The sequence below is a fragment of the Colwellia sp. 12G3 genome, assembly GCF_002836775.1.
Taxonomy (GTDB): domain Bacteria; phylum Pseudomonadota; class Gammaproteobacteria; order Enterobacterales; family Alteromonadaceae; genus Colwellia.
In genome coordinates, this window is sequence record NZ_PJAQ01000014.1 from 1 (window position 1) to 19802 (window position 19802).

The 19802-nt window shown below is 35.6% G+C and carries 17 protein-coding genes; 5 read left to right on the top strand and 12 right to left on the bottom strand.

Annotated elements, in window-relative coordinates; genetic code table 11:
- Window positions 1-735: 735 nt before the first annotated feature.
- Window positions 736-981 carry an acetyltransferase gene (locus CXF71_RS05265; RefSeq protein WP_232771389.1) on the bottom strand — a complete coding sequence of 82 codons (246 nt, stop codon included), beginning with the start codon at window positions 979-981 and terminating at the stop codon, window positions 736-738.
- Window positions 982-1467: 486 nt separating this feature from the next.
- Here CXF71_RS05265 and CXF71_RS05270 point away from each other — a divergent pair, with 486 nt between their 5' ends.
- A complete protein-coding gene (locus tag CXF71_RS05270; protein WP_101231935.1) occupies window positions 1468-2685 on the top strand; it encodes a DEAD/DEAH box helicase in 1218 nt (405 codons plus the stop codon).
- A gap of 803 nt (window positions 2686-3488) precedes the next feature.
- On the opposite strand, the gene CXF71_RS05275 is transcribed toward CXF71_RS05270, so the two are convergent.
- Genes CXF71_RS05275 through CXF71_RS05285 form a run of 3 tightly spaced genes read right to left on the bottom strand, consistent with a single transcriptional unit; the run spans window position 3489 to window position 5717 of the window.
- Complete coding sequence (locus CXF71_RS05275; protein WP_101231936.1) at window positions 3489-4055, bottom strand: SOS response-associated peptidase; 567 nt, start codon at window positions 4053-4055, stop codon at window positions 3489-3491.
- A gap of 7 nt (window positions 4056-4062) precedes the next feature.
- The gene (locus tag CXF71_RS05280) at window positions 4063-5316 is read right to left on the bottom strand and encodes a Y-family DNA polymerase (protein ID WP_101231937.1); all 1254 of its coding nucleotides are present in this window, start codon (window positions 5314-5316) and stop codon (window positions 4063-4065) included.
- Window positions 5304-5717, bottom strand: coding sequence for a LexA family protein (locus CXF71_RS05285; RefSeq protein ID WP_101231938.1), 414 nt, complete (start codon window positions 5715-5717; stop codon window positions 5304-5306). Before CXF71_RS05285 ends, CXF71_RS05280 begins: the two co-directional genes overlap by 13 nt.
- A gap of 394 nt (window positions 5718-6111) precedes the next feature.
- Between CXF71_RS05285 and CXF71_RS05290 the strand changes: the two genes are divergently transcribed.
- Window positions 6112-7311: an acyltransferase family protein gene (locus CXF71_RS05290; protein WP_101231939.1), complete on the top strand. Its 1200-nt coding sequence runs from the start codon at window positions 6112-6114 to the stop codon at window positions 7309-7311.
- 73 nt (window positions 7312-7384) lie between these two features.
- Here the strand turns inward: CXF71_RS05290 and CXF71_RS05295 are convergent, their stop codons facing one another.
- Together CXF71_RS05295 and CXF71_RS05300 are read right to left on the bottom strand one after the other, a co-directional pair.
- The gene (locus CXF71_RS05295) at window positions 7385-8866 is read right to left on the bottom strand and encodes a winged helix-turn-helix domain-containing protein (protein ID WP_101231940.1); all 1482 of its coding nucleotides are present in this window, start codon (window positions 8864-8866) and stop codon (window positions 7385-7387) included.
- A gap of 384 nt (window positions 8867-9250) precedes the next feature.
- Window positions 9251-10900 carry an alpha-amylase family glycosyl hydrolase gene (locus tag CXF71_RS05300; RefSeq protein WP_101231941.1) on the bottom strand — a complete coding sequence of 550 codons (1650 nt, stop codon included), beginning with the start codon at window positions 10898-10900 and terminating at the stop codon, window positions 9251-9253.
- A gap of 448 nt (window positions 10901-11348) precedes the next feature.
- Between CXF71_RS05300 and CXF71_RS05305 the strand changes: the two genes are divergently transcribed.
- Window positions 11349-11978 carry a pseudouridine synthase gene (locus tag CXF71_RS05305; RefSeq protein ID WP_101231942.1) on the top strand — a complete coding sequence of 210 codons (630 nt, stop codon included), beginning with the start codon at window positions 11349-11351 and terminating at the stop codon, window positions 11976-11978.
- A gap of 289 nt (window positions 11979-12267) precedes the next feature.
- On the opposite strand, the gene CXF71_RS05310 is transcribed toward CXF71_RS05305, so the two are convergent.
- The 5 genes from CXF71_RS05310 to CXF71_RS05330 all read right to left on the bottom strand — a co-directional run bounded on the left by CXF71_RS05310 (window position 12268) and on the right by CXF71_RS05330 (window position 16274).
- The gene (locus tag CXF71_RS05310) at window positions 12268-12600 is read right to left on the bottom strand and encodes a hypothetical protein (RefSeq protein ID WP_232771390.1); all 333 of its coding nucleotides are present in this window, start codon (window positions 12598-12600) and stop codon (window positions 12268-12270) included.
- A gap of 90 nt (window positions 12601-12690) precedes the next feature.
- Window positions 12691-13470: an NRDE family protein gene (locus CXF71_RS05315; RefSeq protein WP_101231943.1), complete on the bottom strand. Its 780-nt coding sequence runs from the start codon at window positions 13468-13470 to the stop codon at window positions 12691-12693.
- Between the two features lie 65 nt (window positions 13471-13535).
- Window positions 13536-13691, bottom strand: a complete 156-nt coding sequence (locus CXF71_RS05320) for a hypothetical protein (protein WP_198559838.1) — start codon at window positions 13689-13691, stop codon at window positions 13536-13538.
- Between the two features lie 292 nt (window positions 13692-13983).
- Entirely contained in the window at window positions 13984-14391 is a 408-nt protein-coding gene (locus tag CXF71_RS05325) for a DUF3718 domain-containing protein (protein WP_101231944.1), read from the bottom strand.
- A gap of 971 nt (window positions 14392-15362) precedes the next feature.
- A complete protein-coding gene (locus CXF71_RS05330; protein ID WP_101231945.1) occupies window positions 15363-16274 on the bottom strand; it encodes a LysR substrate-binding domain-containing protein in 912 nt (303 codons plus the stop codon).
- Between the two features lie 101 nt (window positions 16275-16375).
- Here CXF71_RS05330 and CXF71_RS05335 point away from each other — a divergent pair, with 101 nt between their 5' ends.
- Both CXF71_RS05335 and CXF71_RS05340 read left to right on the top strand, forming a co-directional pair.
- Window positions 16376-16720: a hypothetical protein gene (locus CXF71_RS05335; protein ID WP_101231946.1), complete on the top strand. Its 345-nt coding sequence runs from the start codon at window positions 16376-16378 to the stop codon at window positions 16718-16720.
- Between the two features lie 174 nt (window positions 16721-16894).
- A complete protein-coding gene (locus CXF71_RS05340; RefSeq protein WP_101231947.1) occupies window positions 16895-18289 on the top strand; it encodes an MATE family efflux transporter in 1395 nt (464 codons plus the stop codon).
- A 225-nt stretch (window positions 18290-18514) separates the two neighbouring features.
- On the opposite strand, the gene CXF71_RS05345 is transcribed toward CXF71_RS05340, so the two are convergent.
- On the bottom strand, window positions 18515-19702 hold the full coding sequence (locus CXF71_RS05345; protein ID WP_101231948.1) for a hypothetical protein: 1188 nt from the start codon (window positions 19700-19702) through the stop codon (window positions 18515-18517).
- Between the last annotated feature and the right edge of the window lie 100 nt (window positions 19703-19802).

Sequence of the window (19802 nt, forward strand, 5' to 3'; positions counted from 1 at the left end):
AAAGAAGTGAGTATTTGAAGGCACTTCCATTGCCAAACCAAAGATTGAACCAGACACGAAACTACGTGTTAAACACTAAACTAGCAAATTAATAATACTGATTTAGTGCGTGCAACTAACAGCTTATTATGGAGACTTCTCAGTAATGTCCGTCCCATAACTTGAATTTTATTTTCATTAATATCCCATATTTTCAGTGCCTTATAAACTAAAAATATTATATTTTTGTTAGGTTTTGGATATTACTGAGACTTCTCAGTAATATCCAACATAGAATTAAAGGCTATTTCAAACAATATCAATTAGTTAGGGCTTAGAAAGATTGATTTGGGTTTATTACTGAGACTTCTCAGTAACATGACTAATAATATTCATTAGAAAATGTATGGCAAAAATCATTTTGCTAATGTCAACTAAGCGCACTAAGGGAACATTTTATCTAAAAAAAAGAGCCAAATAGGCCACATAGGAAACGTGTAAATAATCCTAATAATCACAGTTCCAAACACTTTGGGGTGTTCGATTTATGATAATTTTTGCCACAAAAATGACGTTATGCTGTGGACTATAAAAATAGATTTTGTATAAATAATTCTCGTAAAAATGGAATTGTAATGATTAGCTAAACAGTCTATTTATTTTGAATCTTAGATTTTATTAAAAGACCTTGATGTAAACGCGAGAAATGCAGAGCCGTTAATTGCTAACGGCTCTTATTGAATATAAAGCTTTAGGTTATCTTTTGTGAGAACGATAGTGAGGGTCTGTCCAACAGCGAGGTAACTCTTCGCCAGAAAGAAACACCAATTCTGATTTATTGAACTCTTCAACATCCTGTAACTCTTCGCCCGCTTGATATTGACCTGATACATTATCATAGTACAGATTAGTTAAATCACTCATTGTAGTAACATCAACTATGTCGCCATTATGTCGGTTTTTAAAAACATTGTCCACCTCCGTATTTTTTACAATTAACACTTAAAGTATAGTTCTTTAATTAAATTTTGATGTGCATGGACTTGACCACTAGCAGCTTTATTCAAAAAATTATATGTAATAGCTAACTTCAGCCACATTTAAGACCTTAACACTAGCTGATTAGAATTAATTAGGATTAGTTTTTCTATAGATAAGGGCTTGGAAAATAACTCAGAACGCGCTGCAAAAATAGGCTTCGTTAGTCTGGGTTGACCTAAGGTCGAAGGTAAATCAAATCTACATATTTTGCTCTATAAGGCTTGCTATCAACACATCAATTTTAAATTATCTAATCCTTTATAAAAACCACCCGTGAAAGAAAAACCAAGGCGAAAATCAAGAGGTCAGAACACTTGATTACTGAACTATTTTTTTGTGAGATATTTTGTAGGGATTCGTCAGAAACAGCCACCTTGAATACGTCTTAAATATGTTGAAGTATTCTGTTAGAATAATAGGCTATTGATTAATGAGTACCGAGACAACATGTCAGAATTTAAAGAATTTTCACTTTTAGAGTCAATTATTGACCGCATTAGTCTTAAAGGCTACAAACAGCCCACACCGATCCAAAAAGAATGTATCCCAGCGCTTATTAATGGCGATGATCTTCTTGGTATAGCACAAACAGGAACAGGGAAAACAGCGGCCTTTTCATTGCCTATTATCAATAAATTTGGGCGAGATAAAATTGATATAAAAGCGAAGAGCACGCGCTCGCTCATACTAACGCCAACAAGAGAGCTTGCCTCGCAAATAATGCAAAACATTGATGACTACTCTGATGGCTTAGGGCTTAAAACTAAGGTTGTTTATGGCGGTGTAGGAAGACAAGCTCAAGTTGACGCTATCGCACTTGGACTTGATATTTTAGTCGCTACCCCTGGAAGGTTATTAGATTTAATTGAAACAGGCGATATAAATTTTAAGGCGTTAGAAGTATTTGTATTAGATGAAGCAGATACAATGCTTGATATGGGGTTCTTTAATGATGTTCAAACCATCATATCTAAACTGCCAAAGAGCCGGCAAACACTATTGTTTTCAGCGACTATGCCCGCTGAAATAGAAATACTTGCAGAAGCGATTTTAACAAATCCAACAAAAATTCAAATTACTGCACAAACGGTTACGATCGACTTGGTTAATCAAAGTGTATACCACCTTGATAAATCGAATAAAGTTCCTTTGCTTTTTGAAATTCTGAAAACACCTGACTATGAAAAAGTGCTTATCTTTTGTAAAACAAAGTATGGCGCTGACATCATTGTTAAAGCACTAGAAAAAGCATCAATAACTGCAGCTAGCCTGCACAGTGGTAAAACACAAGCGGTTAGGGAAGAAGCGTTACAAAACTTTAAAGAATCTACTTTAAGAGTATTAGTTGCCACAGATGTTGCTGCGCGCGGCATTGATGTTGATAATATTAATTTAGTCATTAACTATAACCTTCCTGAAGATCCAAGAAACTATATACACCGTATCGGACGAACTGCTCGTGCTGGGAAAAGTGGCATGGCTATTTCATTTGCGGTAGAAAATGACATAAGGCAGTTAACTACTATTGAAAATAGCATAGGGCAAGTTATTCCTGTTGTTACAGAACAGCCTTTTCATAAAGAGTTCTCAAAAGCGCCTAAACAGGTCAAGAAAAAGGTAAATAAAGCAAATAAAACAAATAAAACAAGAAGAATAAAAAAATAAGGACTGGTATAAGTTGTCCTTTGAAACGCGAATAATGTCATAATTCCCTTATCAAAGCCTATAGTTACTTGAAAATATAAACTACACAGGCTTACTTTAAACCCTGAATATTTTTAACAGACTCATTAATAATGAGTCTGTTGAGTTTTACCCTACTGGAATAAATTTCAACATAAACGGGGCCCGTCATAAAGAGCACTAATAACGATAGAGCGTTAGTCATTAATAAAACATGATGCTTTGTTGTTAAAAACTATTAAGGTAAGTTATACATTGTTTGATAGGCCAATTTCATTAGGGCTGATCAGAGAGATATTATTGGCTTCAGTTGGCCCCCTACATAGCAATGACAAGACTAATTAGCCCAGAAATATTCCTTTATTACAAATACCATAGATGAGTTCGGAGTTATTACTGAGACTTCCCAGTAATATGACAGAAATAAGGTATTATAAAATATATATACCCGTTCCACTTGAAGATGCAGTTTCAGAGCGAAGCTAGGAAATAAGATCAAGGCGCGATACGCTGATAATGGTTATTCCCTTATCGAGTAGTGCAACGCAGGACTGGTTTTCTAGCTTAGCTCCCTACGGGCAAGCCGATAAAGGGCCATCTCCTGCGTTATTGATTTCGACAATAGAATAACTATTCTCTTCAATCAATTCCTGGTAGCTAACCCTTTCTCGACTTGCTGAAATCTGCATCTTCAAGTAGAACGGGTATAGCTAAAGTCTTAAGGCTAATATCCGCTTTGCGCCTTGAGTTAAATCGATGGATGCAACACATAGTTAACCATAAACTTAATCACTGCGTTCCACATGAATAATTTCATTATTCACATGCTGAAATAATGGTGCTAGGTCTTGAGGCGAAGATTGAAACCAGGAGTCTTTATCTTCTTCAGCAATAAGTACGGGCATTCTTTTGTGGTATTGGCCGCACTTAAGGTTAGGTTTTGTCGTTAACGTGACTAATTCAGTCAATTCATGCTGAAACAATATACCCGCCATATACACAGGCACCTTGTCGGCATGTTCAAAGAGGTATTTAACCTTTTTACCTTCTTCAGTTCGCCACTCAAACCAGCCGTTGCATGGAATTAAACAGCGTTGATGTTGAAAGGCTTGTCTGAACGTAGGCTTTGTAGCAACCGTTTCAGATTGGGCGTTAATAATAAGCCTCTTTGACCATGAAGGTTTTATTCCCCAAAGCGCATTTACTTGATGATATGTTGAGTTGCTGCTAACTAATGTTGCAACTGATTGGCTAGGACTTAAATTAGCATTCGTTTCTGTATTGAAGTGCGTATTAAATAACTCACTCACAATAGGTGAAATTGCTTTGTTTACACTAAATCGACCACACATATTAACCTCAACAGTTTATCTTAGGTATTTCTGACCAGTTACTCGTAGAGCGAGGTGATAAGAAGTTTCGTCTCATTGCCCACTTTTCATTTTTTTCAGCAACAGCGACTTCAACAGCGCCTCTACCATAGCGATGATTTATTTGGTCATAGCATTTCATTAAAGGTGGGTTATTCACACTAAGACTAAACATATCTTGTTGCTGAAATTGACTATTCTCTAGTTCAACGCCACCTACTCCACAGCGATAAAAGCTAACACCTTGCCTATAAATACTATCAAATACGTAAGAAATAGCACCTACTAGCTTTAAGGTATTGTCAGTCGCAATGGGAAATTCATAAATAACAGATTTTTTATAGTAACTGTCATCATGTGGCGAGCTTGATGCAAAAATAACTAATCGTTTAATCAAAGAGCCTTGCCTTCTAACTTTTGCCCCCACAATACTGGCGTGACTTGATAATGCAGCTTTGAGTGCATAACCATCGGTAACTCGCTGCCCAAAGCTACGTGTAGAAAATATCTCCTGTTTGTCTTGCCCCATTTCATCCCAATGCAAGCACGGCATACCGTTCAGTTCATTCACTGTACGTTCAACGACCACACCGAACTGACCTCGCATTGCTTTAGGTGATTGATTAGCTAAATCCCAGCCATTTTTAAGCCCTAATAGACTTAACCGTTTACCCAACTTATTGCCAATACCCCAAATCTCAGTGAGCGACATTCTAGAGAGGATTTCTTTACGTGAAGCTTTATCATCTATTACAGCAACACCATCAAAACCTGACAGCTTTTTAGAGGCATGATTCGCTGCTTTGGCTAATGTTAAGGTTGCACCGAAACCTACACCAACGGGTAATCGTGTTTCTCGCCAAACAGCCTTTCGTATGACATGACCGTATTCCTGCCAGTTATCAACACAGCTAAAGTTCTTGAAATGTAAGAACGATTCATCAATAGAATAGACATAATGGCTATCAGAATACCGTGCAATAACATTCATCATTCTTTCGCTTAAGTCAGCATATAACTCATAATTTGAAGAACGAACAACGACATTATTTTTTTCTAAAAATGCCTTAATCTTAAAATAAGGAACAAATTTAGGCACGCCTAATTGACGTGCAATAGGACAAACAGCACAAATACAGCCGTCGTTATTGGTTAAGACGACCACAGGTTTATGCCTAATAGTTGGGTCAAAGACCTTTTCCGCACGAGCATAGAATGAAACAGCATCAACTAGCCCAAACATGACAGCAGGACGGGTAGTTTTTTATGCAATCTAAAGGATACATTGACTACCCCTTCAATTTGAAAGTCATCGCTATCAGATATTTTAATGGGCTTATGGCTCTCAGATGCAGATAGCAATAAGGCATTTTCAGTATCAATGATTTTGCACACAAAGCATCCATTAAAATTTGCCACAATCACAGCGCCATTACTAACATGCTCGACTCTATCAACGACCAGAACATCGCCATTAAAAATACCTCGCCCTTCCATTGACCGTCCATTAGCTAGACCAAAGAAAGTCGCATTAGGGTGCTGAAGAAGTAACTCTTCTAATGATAGATTTAGCTCTCTATATTCTGCTGCGGGTGATTCAAAGCCGGATATCCCAGCTTCAATGTAAACGGGTATTACTTTCATAAAAAACCAACATAACTGTACATAAACACAGTATAGTGCTTTTTGGCTATATTATGAAGTGCGATCACCAATTAGGTATTACTAAAATCAATGGCGCATTAAAGTATTGGTAATGAAGTAAACTTAATACTTTGATGTTAAATACTATTTTATTAATAACTACATTAGATATTATATAGTTACCGGTTTGCGAGCCATCTTGTACTTACTCATAAAATAAAGAAGTAGTCGATGTGTATTGAATGAGTTAATTCGGCCTTTCAGCTAAGACATTTCCAATAAAAAAACGCCCATACTGACAACCTCCCATATGAATACGTATGTATCCATCTATCCTTTTATTTTTTTCTCATTAATATTAAAGCATGAAAAATCAACTGATTATTGAGTAATCATGAGTATTCTCGCGAAAGTAAACCTGGGTGAATATGTGCCTAAAACGACCCTATACAAAAATAATCAATATCTATCAGCCCTCACAGCTTTACGAGGTATTGCTGCGCTTTGGGTAGTACTATTTCACATGGATGTCATTATATTCTATCGAGAGCTTGGAACAATAATCCCTCATAAATGGTCTGGATTAATCACGCAAGGTTATCTGTGGGTCGACTTTTTTTTCATACTGAGTGGTTTTATTATTTGCCATATATACGGAGAGAAGCTCAGTGGTAAATTACAAATAAACAATATTAAAAAGTACCTCATTTCTCGGTTTTTTCGTCTTTATCCACTCCATTTATTTACTTTAATGCTACTAATAGGGTTTGTCGTTACCGTTTCTGCATTAGCTCCAAGTTTGATAGATGAAAGTTGGAACGTATATTTTGACTGGAGTGCTCTTATAAGCAATATATTCTTTACCAATGCGATGAATCAACATACTTACTTATCTTGGAATATAGTTTCATGGTCTATAGGTGCTGAATGGTGGGCTTACATCTATGGTATTGGATTGTTATATTTTATAGGTAACAAGAGTGAAAAACACTCGTTAGCTATCGCTTTAACCTCCATGTTTTTTTTGCTTTTGTTAGTCTATTTTTATCCGAAAAACAATCTAGATATAACTTTTGATTTTGGCTTTTTAAGGTGTTTATTTGAATTTTCTATCGGTGTGGCAAGTTATAAAGCTTTTAAGCTTAAATTAGCTAGCCGTGTATTTCAGACAGATGGTTGCTTTGTTCTGGTGTTAATTGCTTTATTTGCCATATTTCATTGGCGATGGAATGATTTATTAACCATACCTCTCTTTTCAATATTAGTGCTTTGTGCTGCGTCTAATCAGGGCAATGTGCTACGGTTGCTATCTATAAGAGGTTTACAATACTTAGGTCGAATTTCGTATTCCATCTATTTAATGCACGGTGTTTGGTTTATGGTCTTTTGGTTCATTCTGCCTATTATCAAGCGAACTTGGTTAATTGAATCCTTTACCCTCGCACAAGTTGTAATTTATATGATCATTTTTATAACGGTTACCCTCGTATCCGCAAAGTTTTCTTATCAATATGTTGAAGTGCCATTTCGTTATTCAAACAATATAAAAAACAAATGTAAAAACAATCCTTTATTAGTAAAAAATGAGGGGTAATTTATTTTTCAAGCGACTTAATTTGACTTCTTTACAATAGAATAAACGACAGTTAATTATCTAATAGTCTGTTTTAATTCAGACGATTTTCTAATTTTATTTTGTGCTGTTCTAACATGGAGTATAAGAACTCTAGTTTGATGCTTTTAATACTTTGCTTTGCCTTTGAATAATTTTCTTTGGCCTGTTCAATATTTCCTTGCAGGAATAGTACTTCAGCTAAATGAAGTCTTGTCGCGTTTATACCTATTTGGCTTTGAATAATTTGGTAAGAAGACAACGAAGTAGTAAAGGCTTCTAAAGATTTGTTCAGCCTTTTTTGTTCAAGATAAACTAAGCCTTGCTCTTCGGCAACACTGGCTTTTATAAACCAATCGTGGTGCTTATCCGTTATGTTAGTTACTTGGTTATAAAGTTGTAACGCTTGTTCAAAATCCTGTTGTTTAGCTGCAATTCTCCCTTTAAGTAATTGGATATTTGCAACTTCTAGTGGATCTTCTATACGCAGTTGAACTGTTCTCTCTAGCAGATGAGCGGCTTTTTCTACTTGATTATCCCACAAGTACAATTTACTCAAATAGATTATTGCAATAACCGAATCGGGGTTCAATGCGAGATAACTTTCAAAAAAACTAATAGAAGTATGCCAATCCGATTCATAACTAATCATGGCTTCAGCGAATAATGCATCCTTAAACTCATTTATTGGCTTGTATTCACTGCGTTTGAGTGGATGATTTATAAAATCAGCCATTTTTTTTGATAATGTGACAAGAGCACCATTTATTGAGGTATCAAGAATAACACCTTGCTTTACATCGTTAACAACATGAAATTTATAAACCAATTTATAGTCGGACACATAGCCAAAAATCTCTGTTTCAACGATTAATGTAGCGCCAGAGACGTTGAAAATTTTAGCTACATCATTAGAAGAAAATTTCCTGTCTAAACCTACGGTGTGCATTAAATGAGGAATGTATGTTCCCTGATAGATAAAAACTGAATTAGGGAAGTCATTTAATTTTGCAATAAGCTGCTCCATAGCCCCTAAATAAATCCAATCATTTTCTCCATAAGGAATACTGTTTTTTATTGGAAGTACAAGAATACTTTGATCGAAATGGACATCGGCAGCCTCTTCTTTGGAAATAAAAATCACAACTAAGCTTAAAAATATCAGTGAAATAGCGGCAATAAAATATTTTAATAAAGAGGGGGTTGGTAAACTACTCTGTTTATCTTGTTTGTTTTTATTAATCGGTTCTAATTGTGCAGTAAATTGATATCCCTTACGTGGGAAGTTCTGAATAATTGTCGAATGACCAAATAATTTACGAATTTCCAGAATGGACTGAAAGATTACACCATCATCTACGCTTACATCATCCCAAATACAGTCCAACAGTTCCTGTTTACTGATAATATCTCCGGTCCTATTAGCAAGATATAACAAAACTTCTAACGTTTTAGGTCGAATGTTCTGGCTGCGGTCATGAGCAGATAATGTACGCGCTTGTACATCAAGAACAAAAGCATCAACTTGGTATTTCATTAAAACGGCATGTAAATAAGATAGTCATATGATGTTATCAAATATTGTTAGCTAGGATCAGTTAAATTAACCTTTTAATTTTCGTGCTAATCTTTATCGATAACATAATGTTGTATAACAAACGTAAACATAGCTTTAGCTACCCCTAAAAACTTGTCAGTATAATGCCTTATGACTCATAAATAGACGAAATAAAAGTAAATCCCCCCTAAACCTCTAACCAAGAATAATTAATATAGTGAGTGCATTAGAGTTTATCTTGCAAATTAATAGACATATTGGACGAGCTTTCATGCCTGAAGATAAAACCAACTTCAGACATGAAAACGGTCCTTGTTATTGCAGGTATTTGAGAGCTATGCCAGCCAAAATACTTAACAAATGTTATTTGGCTTTACCCAACAGTAAGTAAGTGAATTCACTGCTGAGAGAAATTTTTCCATTTATCACGATTACTTCCTGATTCGAATAGTAATCAAAGAGTACGTCACCATTTTTAAACAGTTTATAAACTGAAATATTTTTATTTCCAATTGATAAACCTTTAGCCACTAATACCTTATCTTGTGTACCAAATTCCCGTTTAAAGATATAAGGCGTTTTGTTTAATATTTTATGCTTGCCTGATCCCACCGAATCATGTGCTTGGCGAAATTTACCTAGTTTTTGCCAGTGAGCTAAAATATCTTGTGTTGCTGATTGAGTTAAATCTTCCCAATTCATAAAAGTACGCATATTGGCATCGCCGAAGGCATCTTTTGCATGCATTGGGCGAGCTAACTCATCACCGTAGTAAATTTGTACTCCTCCAGGAGCTAGCATCAATTTAAATGCGGTATCAAAGGTTTTTTCTCGCTTTATGTCATATGAGTCGGGGTCATCATGCGAGCCAATATAACTAAGTACACCTAGACCATCAAGTACACCGCCATTAAGACTTTGTGAGTATGAAGAAAATATTTGCTCTGCCGGTTGAGAAGCATGAGCAACAAACCCCATATTAATTAAGGCATCAAAGCCATGTTCAAAAAAATCTACTTGTTTATCACCATAATCATAAGAACGCCCATTCTTAGCGGTATTTTTATAGCCATTTAATCCCCAATTAAAAACTTCACCCACCATATAAAAGGGTACATCGTCCATCACTTGCTTGGGGCTATTCTTTTTCCATGTACTAAAGGCAAGTTCACTTTCTTTTTTTAATACTGTCCAGATATCCGCCTCAACATGCTTAGCGGTATCTACACGAAAACCGTCAACACCATATTCTTTAACCCAATCGGTTAACCATTTTACAATGTAATATTTAGGAGCGCGTGGGTAACCCGTGCGTGAAAAAAAAGTATCAAGCTCAGAAAGTTCTAGCTCAAGACGTCCTTCATCTTGCCATTTTTTCAATAGCTTTGGCGGAAGTTTTACCTCTGCATCACTTTCCGTCTTGATATCGGTCAGTGAGGTTGCTAACGCACATTGAGTATTTTCTTTATAGTTATTCCATTTACAGAGCGGAGTCGTTCTTATCCAGTCTTTAGGCCATGCCCAATCCGACTTAGTTTCAGGCCCTGTATGGTTAATAATAACGTCCATTAATACTTTAATATTGTGTTTATGGGCAAGGGATATCATTTTTTGTAAATCAGCTTCTGTGCCAAAGTTATCGTCAACTGCGGTCCAATCTTTCGGCCAATAACCATGATAAGAATAAGTCAAACCAGATGAATCATCATACCCATGTACTTGTTCAATTAATGGTGTCATCCAAATGGCATCAACTCCTAACCGAGTAAAATAACCATCTTCTATTTTTTCAATAATCCCTTTAATATCACCACCTTCAAATCCTCTTAATGTTGCGGACTTTTCTGTGCGGTTATATGAGTGGTCATTTGTTGTATCGCCATTATTAAACCTGTCAGTCAGCATAAAATAGACAGTGGCATTTTTCCAGAATTCAGGTGTTGTTTGTTCAGCATAAAGGTTAGCTGAAAAGATGACTGCTATAAACAGAATAATCAGATTTTGAAAGCGCATTAAATAGTTACCAATATATATGTAAAAGTAGAGAACTATTTAGCTCCTTTGGGGTATGAAAGAAAACTTAAATCTTCTTAAACAAACTTAAACCGTTGAAATAAAACAATAATAAACAGAATAAATCATGAGTGTGTTCTAGTTAAAATGAAATCGATTCTAAAAACACTTATCAAACAGATGAACTTAAACGAAAATTAGGATACTAAAATGAACACTTACTAATTTTATTAGAGAGCATTGTGACAATTATGAGTTTTTTAAATTATTCCTAACATGGCTTCTTTTTAGCGAGAAGCGGAAGTGTTGTTATTGATACAGTTAACTTCCGCTTAGCTTACAGTGTAGTGGTCAACTAATTATGGCTAATAAGTGAGCTCAGTGCATCTAGTCCAAACTAACCGTATAATACGGTACCACTCAGATTTTACGATTAAGGCCATGTTTAATGGCAGCTACTAACCCAAAATGTTTATCCGAACTCGCTGAGCCAAGGCAAGTTCACCAACACTTTAAAATATTTAAGCCATATGGCTTTTTAAGTCAGTTTTTACCTGAAAAACGCAAGAAGAAACATCTGATAGGCGAGCTATTTAACTTCCCCGATAAAACCATGGCAATTGGCCGATTAGATCACGACTCCGAAGGTTTACTCTTACTCACCACCGACGGAATGATGAGCTACCAAGTCAGAAGCAAAGACATAGAAAAAGAGTACTACGTACAAGTAGATGGGATCATCACTGCGAACGCAATATCGTTGCTAAAAAATGGTGTTGAGATTGCTATTAATGGCACTTCTTATCTAACCCTGCCTTGTAAAGCTGTCAAGCTAGACTGTGAGCCTCAACTTCCTACACGTGGCCGTAAAATCCGTGATCCTAGACATGGCCCTACTAGCTGGATTTCGATCACACTCTGTGAAGGTAAAAACCGTCAGATAAGAAAAATGACCGCGGCGGTGGGCTTTGCTACATTAAGACTGGTAAGAGTACGGATTGGCGACATTCATATCGATAGTATGATTGCAGGTGACGTTGTCACACTATCCAATTTTGACACCACACTAAACCGCTAAGGCTTCAAGCATTAACCCCATACCAACCTTTGGCGGAATAGGCGGGACATATATAATAGTTCTTTTAGCTATATTTACTATGGTGCTATGTACCCAAGGGAACATTAACACTAACAAATATTAGTACCAAAAACGAAGTCGTTTGGGAAATGGGGCTTAATCGCCACTTAAGCCAAAAAATAACCTAGTTCATCGATTAAAAGCATCTAACCTAATGACCACTTTGGAGACGAAAGTTGAAGTATCTAGTTTTGTTGTGCCACTACATTTGACAGGACTAAATTGCGTACTAATGAATGGTGTGCTTTTGTTTATCCCACATGCTTCCTTGCCAATTAAAGATCGTTCCAGAAGCTTCACATGTGTCACAATGCCACTCAATCACGGCAGTTTCGATACACTTTGCTTCAATCCGTCCCTCACAAGACAGTCCATCACCTCGGGTGCTGCATTTCAAATCAACATCAATAAGTGGCTGTTCGAGATGAGCAGAAACCGATGACACAATTTTGGTCAGGAATTTGAAAACCGTTTTTGCTTGTTCCGTAAGCGCTAGTTCGTTACCTTCATCGTCAAGAAAATGTCTAAAATCTGCTTTTAAAGTCATACTTTTTTCAATCATGGAATGCTAATACACCTAAGATATAGTACTTAAGACGCTCGGTACATTAGTTTTACCTAGGGTCCACTAAGCTACCATCACAGAAAGAGTCTACACCAATACAACTGAATCAAAGACCGTTGCTAAAGTAAATTTTTGCTCAGCTACAAACTCACCTGATGGTGCATAAGTTCGATCATATACCTCAACATTACCCTCAATATTTTTTGTAATGATTGTGGTTGAACGCGTGCCATAGGTTGGTGATACGATAAAAATAGCACTGAGCAACTGTTCCCATTCTTCACTTAGACCTGTTTCAGGAAGTAAATTTGGTAAAGCTTGTTTATCGTTAGTCATTAAATCAAACAATCTATCAATTGAGAGATCCTCTTGTAGATGAATAGTATCACTTAGCAGCTTTTCCCCCCTTGCCATTTTCGGCCAGATATCATCTAGTGCGCCATTACAAATACTGTGTACGCCTTTGGAAAGTTGATGGCATTGGTTATTAACGCTGTCATAACAATACAACTGGTTTAATGATCCATGAATGAGATTAAAACCATGATACTGATTTGTTTGTTTAGAGAGTTCATCTGACAAGTTATTTTCAGTACTGGCTAATACCTGCAAAACTAGATCTCCCCTAGACTTTTTAGCTTCTTCGCTTAAAGGTAACTTTCTAAAGTTGGTTAACGCTGCAAATTTTCCTTTTGGCGATAAGCCTAACCAAGTACCTCCTGCTTGAAGATCTTTTCCGGCCAGTATTATGGGTTGTTGCCAAACGTGCATGGCTTCAGTTGGTCGTTGATGAAATTCATCTCTATTTGCACAAATAATCAGCGGATACTTAGGGTGTTGCTCGATTGCGATAAATAAAATACACATGAAAAATCCTTTAGCACCTGATTGGGGTTTGGGTAATTAAACGATACTGTCGGTGATTAACACTCTTATTTGGCTTCTTTGCCTTTACCGTACATATAACCAAGGTAGCTTTGATCCTTTGCGCTCCCCTGGTCAGCAGCTTTATTAAAGAGAGTGATAGCTTTGGGGTAATTATTATTTTTATATGTATCTTTACCTTTGTCAAAATTATCATTAGCCATTGAAGAAAAATACACAAGTATGAATAAAAGATGGAAAAGTAAACGCATGATCAATCACACTAATTTTTGTTATAAATAAATAAGTTATGCCATCATAGTTACAAGTTCAAAATAATTAAATACATGTAAAATTACAGTAACCTTTAGAATATGAAGGGACTGTTATAGCGATTACACTATAAATGTTAAGAAGTAGACATTCGTATGCTGAAAGTAACATTAATGTATTAAAGGCTGAGCCAAACTACTCTAGTACGTTATAACGATTGGCTCTGAGCTTTTAATATACAATTTACTTAGCCGAGCCTACATAAATGATTTTAGTTTCTTCATTTTTGAGATTGAAAACGGCTGAGACATCTTTTATTTCAATACTTGTGGTAGGAATTTTATTTTTGCTATTGGTCAATCTATTTAAATATGAATAGGTATCGAACGCATCATACTTATGAGCAAAATGTGCCATGACCATATCATTACAAGTAATGTTATTAACAGAAAATCGGTTGTTAGTAATCGCGGACCCGGTACTTTGTCGCAAAGCATGTTTTAATCCAAGTTTGTTATTACTACCAGCAAACACGCAAATTTTAGTCTCTATACTCCTATCTTCAGCGATAAATTTGTACTTGGTTGCATTAGCACTAAAGGATAATAATACAAACACTACTACTGCTAATATTAAGTTTAGTTTTTTCATTACAGACTCCTTTTTAGTTGCAAGTATTCGATGTTTTTTTAGTAAAACTATCGAATATAATTAAGAATTAGGAGGGATTAAACACATCCTAATCCATTTAGTAAGAGGCATTTTTCGCGCCACTAAAAATTCGAAAGGCTTAACTATAGGAATAAAAAGTAATTTTGAACTGTAACTAAAAGTAACATTGATTTTCAAATATTAAGTGTAAAAAAACTCGACATGTTTATATATAAAGTAAAGATAACTTTAGTAAAAAAGTTGAAAATAGCATTACTAACACCTATTGAACATGCCTTTTTGACAAAATCATGCCTAACGGGTGAAATGTTTAAGATAAACTAGTTGGACGGTCACTAGCAGAAATAGATCTGTATAAAAAGCTGACACTATCACAAAATTCTTCCGCAAAGCGCATGCAAAAGACGTAAATACCAAATAATTCCATGGTGTTTTTTAAATGATATCCTAATGTTCACTTCGCCATTTTGATAATATAATTTCGACGCCAATTTATTATAATAAATAATCTGCTTAGCCACTAAACGAGAGCAGTTGTGAACCATACTCTGTCATTAGACAAATTGAACTTAAACCACACGTAGTGTCTGGTTCTATGCAGTGGGAAGTGTACCGTATTGTGAATCGTTTATTTTATAAAAATAAGCTACCTTTGCCATTCCATTTTCATGGCAGCTCAGAGCTTTTCGTATTAGCAAATTACGACATTATTTTCTACGTTAATAGATGCGAGATGCTATATGTAATGAGAAAGACTTAATTATTTATTTTACTTCTATCATTGGAGCATCAGGCTGCATTGGTTAATACTAAAAGTGCTTTTGCCCTAAGTCATAATAAAAAAGATGAGTTCTATGTTTAGTAATATATTTTTCAAAATGTAAAACATATACCATTAGGCCCAGTTAACTATGCTACTACACATGTATAGAGTGCCATATCATGAGCAATTAATGTTTGTCTAAATCGGAGAATGATTTAAGTAGCTTAGGAACTAACCAGCCTTCAAATTGCTTAACTTTTTTCCATAAAAATTGTTGTTCCGGCGCTACAAGGTAAAGTGAATAAGGACTTTTTATGGAGTAATTGAGTAGTTTTACTAAACGGCCCGCACGGATATGTTCAACGACTAAGCTACTATTAACCAATAAAAAACCACGTTCATGAACGGCACTATCAATCAAAGGAAGTGCATCATTGGTTTGAATTACTGGAACTAAGGTTTCATATTGAAAGTTTATGCTTTTACAATAATCTTGAAATGTTTCCTGTATTCCTATACTAGTATCCTCTATCCAAGGTAAGCGAAATACTTGCTCTGGATTATTCTTATCAATACCAATTAGCAGCTTAGGGCTTGCAACAAAGATAAGATTATCATCATAGATTTTTTTCTCTGTTAAATCACAATATCCCCCTCTTCCCATACGAATTGCCAAATCAATATTGGATTGTTTGAAATCAACTAATTCGCTAGATGGAGCAAGTTGTACCATTATTTCTGGGTGTAATTTTTGGAACTCCTGCAGCCTTGGGATAAGCCAAAGAGAGCAAAAAGAATGGACGGTGGAAATACGTAATATTTGTGGGTTTGGGTCACCCGTGACAACTTGAATACCTGTTGTTAGTTCGTCAAATGCCCTTTGCGTGAAGGGTAATAGTTTCCGTCCTTTTTCAGTAAGCATTGTTTTTTTATTAGTACGCTCAAACAATTTCGATTGTAGATTCTCCTCTAATAGTCGAATTTGTTGACTGACAGCTGCTTGTGTCACATTCAGTTGCTCAGCTGCATGTTTAAAGTTTTTAGATTGTCCTGCTACCAGAAAAAATTGTAAGGACTTCAATGGTGGTAAATGTTTCATACTTAAGTTTTTCTTAATAACGCTTAATTTAAAATGGTTTGTTTTATCACCTTATCATACTTAATCTGTTAGCAACACTTAAGACATGAACTGAGAATAAAATGAAAAACATACCAACAAAAGCCATTAAAAACATCATATTTATGTGTTTATTAGGCTTTTGTCATTTAGCGAATGCAGAACAAATCACAATAAGTACTGCAGATAATTATCCCTATAAAAACTTGGTAAATCGGACCAATGCTATTAACATTTTCTATACCACAGATAATGGAAACCATAGATGTAGAGTTGAGATCACCTTAAAAAAAATGAAATGGCTCTCTCCCGAAAAACAAGTGAACAAAGAAGCTTTTAACGATGATATATTATCTAATTGCTTATCTAAAGAAACAGCAGAGAAAATATTACATCAAACGTTTCTCCAGTTTGGACAAGGCTTATAATTTAATGACTATAGCTATAATTAGGCATACCTCTAATTAGTTAGCCAAATAAGCTAGGCCTCTGCACTGTGGTGGCTTATGACAAAAATTGTTACATAGAATATTGAAAGTTAATTAATTTATTGCCGCTCTTCTTATATGGTATCCATAACACTAAATCTGAAGAACCAATAGATGACAGTAAAAGATCACACGAGTTTAGTTGAAGGGAAAATATCATCGACAATATGGCGTAATAGCCAGCCTATGTTTATGGCGATTCTATTGTTGTTAATGTATGAACTATTAGAATCAGGCTTAATTGCATTAAGTAGTACGGCAACGTTAACAGCATTTGGTTTTACTGTGCCTATAACGGCTGCAATGACAGCTCTTGCCGTTGGTACAAGTATTCGTTGTAATAATAAGGTTGTGAAGTCTGCCTGCCTTGAAAAAAATAACCTTGGCCTATGTATAAGCCAAGCATTTCTTACCTCTGGGTTAATATTACTAACTATAGCGCTAGTAGCATTCACATTTTCCGAACAGTTACTGCAATTGTTAGGTAACAGTCATTGGCTTTCAAGCCAAGATACACTAAAGGCACCACAGTTAGCAGCAGAACAATTAAGTTATATCAACAATCGTTATCTGACTTGGTTCTTTTTAGGCGCTGTTTGGCAAATGAATAGCATCTTTCGGGCATTAAACTTCACCCTGCTTGCAAGTAACATTATGATAGCTTGGATAGTAGTTAAAAGCTCATTGGCAATTTTACTCTTACTGCCGCAAAGCCCTTTATATTATGATAGCTTAGTTGCTATATCACTGGTGCATGCGATTAGTGATATTAGTTTTAGCTTAATATCATTCTATATACTGCAGAAAAAAGTAAAACTCCACTGGCCTTCTTTCTCACAGTTTAGCGCTCAATGTAAACAAGCTAAACTAACTAGCACACTTGTTATCGGGCAACAGCTAATTACCCCTTTAAGCTTGGCGATATTAACAATTATTGCCGCCAGTTATAATCATACCTATATAGCCGCCTTTGCTTTGATTTTTAAACTTGAAGCAATCATATTGTTAATACCTATGGCATTAACGACATCCATGCCTGCCATCATTGGTTTTAACTACTGGACAGGTCACCACGATAGGGTAAAACAAGCATACCGTTACATGTTCGCTATTGTATTATTTGCACAATTATTCATTGCCATCATTTTAAACTACACTGTCGATTTTTGGGCTAACTCATTATGTCCACATGATAGTGTTACCGTACATTTAAATCATTACCTTACCTGGTTACCTTGGGGTTATATTGGTTCAGGATGCGTTATTGTTTATCAAGCGACCTTAAATGCAAAAGATAAAGTTATTAATGCCAGCTTACTCGGTATCATACACCGAATAATATTAATTATTCCTATAGCATGGATTGGTTTCAATGATAGCGAATACTCACTTTATCCTGCACTAATGTTAGCGCACTTATTAGCTGGGATATGCGTTTTCTATTTATTTAGAAAAATGCGCATTATCAATATTGAAACAATACCAATCAAAGAACAGCTGGCTACCTAGCTAATGATGGGGATATGCTTTAGACAATGCACTTATATGACTGGATTAACAAAATAGAGATTTGAACGGGCTGAGTAATTTAAATAATTTTGGGCAGATTTTTATAAGAAAAATATTTCGGTTGGTCTTTATCGAGATTAATTTAATAGGTAAATGATAGTTAACGTAAGACTAAAATAAGATGAAAGGGATAAAGATGTCTTATCCCTTTCTTAAAACTATCAACTAACCAAAAATAGCTCTCATTAGAGCAATAGCCTGTTCAACAGGCTTACCGGCTTTCACTTGTTTGAGAATTGTTTCTCGTTTAGTTTGCATATACTCAGGTAAATCATCTTCAGCTAATGCTTGATCAACGAGTTCATCTGGAGTGAGCTTGGTACGAGCACGACGACCTGACTTATAGGTGCTTTCAATGCTATTTGATTTTTTGTCGCGAATACGTAAATAATTCGAGCTAAGAGAAAAATCTTCATCAGCAAACAAAAACAAGTCGACTAAAACAGCACGTACATGCCAAAGTTTCAGTTCTTGCTCGTCTTCAGGTTCAGCTTGATGCCACCATGCAAAAGTTCGCAAAGTTCCTATCATATCCTGCCAATAGCTTTCAAAATCAAAAGCATTAAACTTAGCTATCGATAGGCCTTGGCACAAAACATCTATTTTTGCGTTAGTTAAAGCAATAAATTGGTCTGGACGCTTCATAGCTAATAAACGAGTAGCTGCAGCTAATGGTGGTTTTTCACCTGCTTCTTTGTCTACAGTGTACTCAGTAAATATTTTTTTATAAGCACTAACAAATTTCTGGTACTGCTTTGGTGTTACATCACCTGAGTCTGGAATGTGGCTTAAGGCTAAGTCAAAACTTTCTGGTTGTTGTGCTAATAGGATATGAAATACTTTAGCGCCTTTGGTTGAAGCAAACCATTCTACATCGAATTTATATTCTATATGACTATGTTGATTAGTGTGTTTACCGGCGAAAGCAAGACGGTCCTGTTCAGTCATTTCGGCTAAAGTTTTGTCCTTTAAACTTTTAATGTAATCAAGTAAAGCTAACCTTTCTTCAAGCGCATGTAAGCTTGCTTGCTGCTCAATAAAAGCCGTAAATATAGGCCAAGGTGCGATACGCGCCATTTTAAACTGACTAACACTTGCACCAAGTACAAGTACTTGTTCTAGTTTTTTTAAACTTGGTAATTGATGTTCTTCTAGCAAAGACATATTCATTCTATTTCGACAGACATCAATTAACTCTGTGCACCAACCAAGAAAATCATCCGGTCTATTTTCAACTTTAACCGCAACCAGGTTTAAGCTTAATTCTGTAACATGCTTTAAAGCATTTTGATATGAAGCATTTTCAGCATCATTTAGTGCCATTTTACCAGGGGAAGATAATAACTTTCTCATTAGAGAATAAAACTCCAGAATTACATCAGTACAAATAGACGATTAAAAATATAAATCGCACGTTAACTATATTCAGAAAAGCAAAAAGCCCGACTCTTTC

Coding starts and splice junctions, on each gene's coding strand:
- CXF71_RS05270 (WP_101231935.1), top strand. CDS start 1,468: ATGTCAGAATTTAAAGAATTTTCACTTTTAGAGTCAATTATTGACCGC.
- CXF71_RS05275 (WP_101231936.1), bottom strand. CDS start 4,055: ATGTGTGGTCGATTTAGTGTAAACAAAGCAATTTCACCTATTGTGAGT.
- CXF71_RS05280 (WP_101231937.1), bottom strand. CDS start 5,316: ATGTTTGGGCTAGTTGATGCTGTTTCATTCTATGCTCGTGCGGAAAAG.
- CXF71_RS05285 (WP_101231938.1), bottom strand. CDS start 5,717: ATGAAAGTAATACCCGTTTACATTGAAGCTGGGATATCCGGCTTTGAA.
- CXF71_RS05290 (WP_101231939.1), top strand. CDS start 6,112: ATGAGTATTCTCGCGAAAGTAAACCTGGGTGAATATGTGCCTAAAACG.
- CXF71_RS05295 (WP_101231940.1), bottom strand. CDS start 8,866: ATGAAATACCAAGTTGATGCTTTTGTTCTTGATGTACAAGCGCGTACA.
- CXF71_RS05300 (WP_101231941.1), bottom strand. CDS start 10,900: ATGCGCTTTCAAAATCTGATTATTCTGTTTATAGCAGTCATCTTTTCA.
- CXF71_RS05305 (WP_101231942.1), top strand. CDS start 11,349: ATGGCAGCTACTAACCCAAAATGTTTATCCGAACTCGCTGAGCCAAGG.
- CXF71_RS05310 (WP_232771390.1), bottom strand. CDS start 12,600: ATGATTGAAAAAAGTATGACTTTAAAAGCAGATTTTAGACATTTTCTT.
- CXF71_RS05315 (WP_101231943.1), bottom strand. CDS start 13,470: ATGTGTATTTTATTTATCGCAATCGAGCAACACCCTAAGTATCCGCTG.
- CXF71_RS05320 (WP_198559838.1), bottom strand. CDS start 13,691: ATGGCTAATGATAATTTTGACAAAGGTAAAGATACATATAAAAATAAT.
- CXF71_RS05325 (WP_101231944.1), bottom strand. CDS start 14,391: ATGAAAAAACTAAACTTAATATTAGCAGTAGTAGTGTTTGTATTATTA.
- CXF71_RS05330 (WP_101231945.1), bottom strand. CDS start 16,274: ATGAAACATTTACCACCATTGAAGTCCTTACAATTTTTTCTGGTAGCA.
- CXF71_RS05335 (WP_101231946.1), top strand. CDS start 16,376: ATGAAAAACATACCAACAAAAGCCATTAAAAACATCATATTTATGTGT.
- CXF71_RS05340 (WP_101231947.1), top strand. CDS start 16,895: ATGACAGTAAAAGATCACACGAGTTTAGTTGAAGGGAAAATATCATCG.
- CXF71_RS05345 (WP_101231948.1), bottom strand. CDS start 19,702: ATGAGAAAGTTATTATCTTCCCCTGGTAAAATGGCACTAAATGATGCT.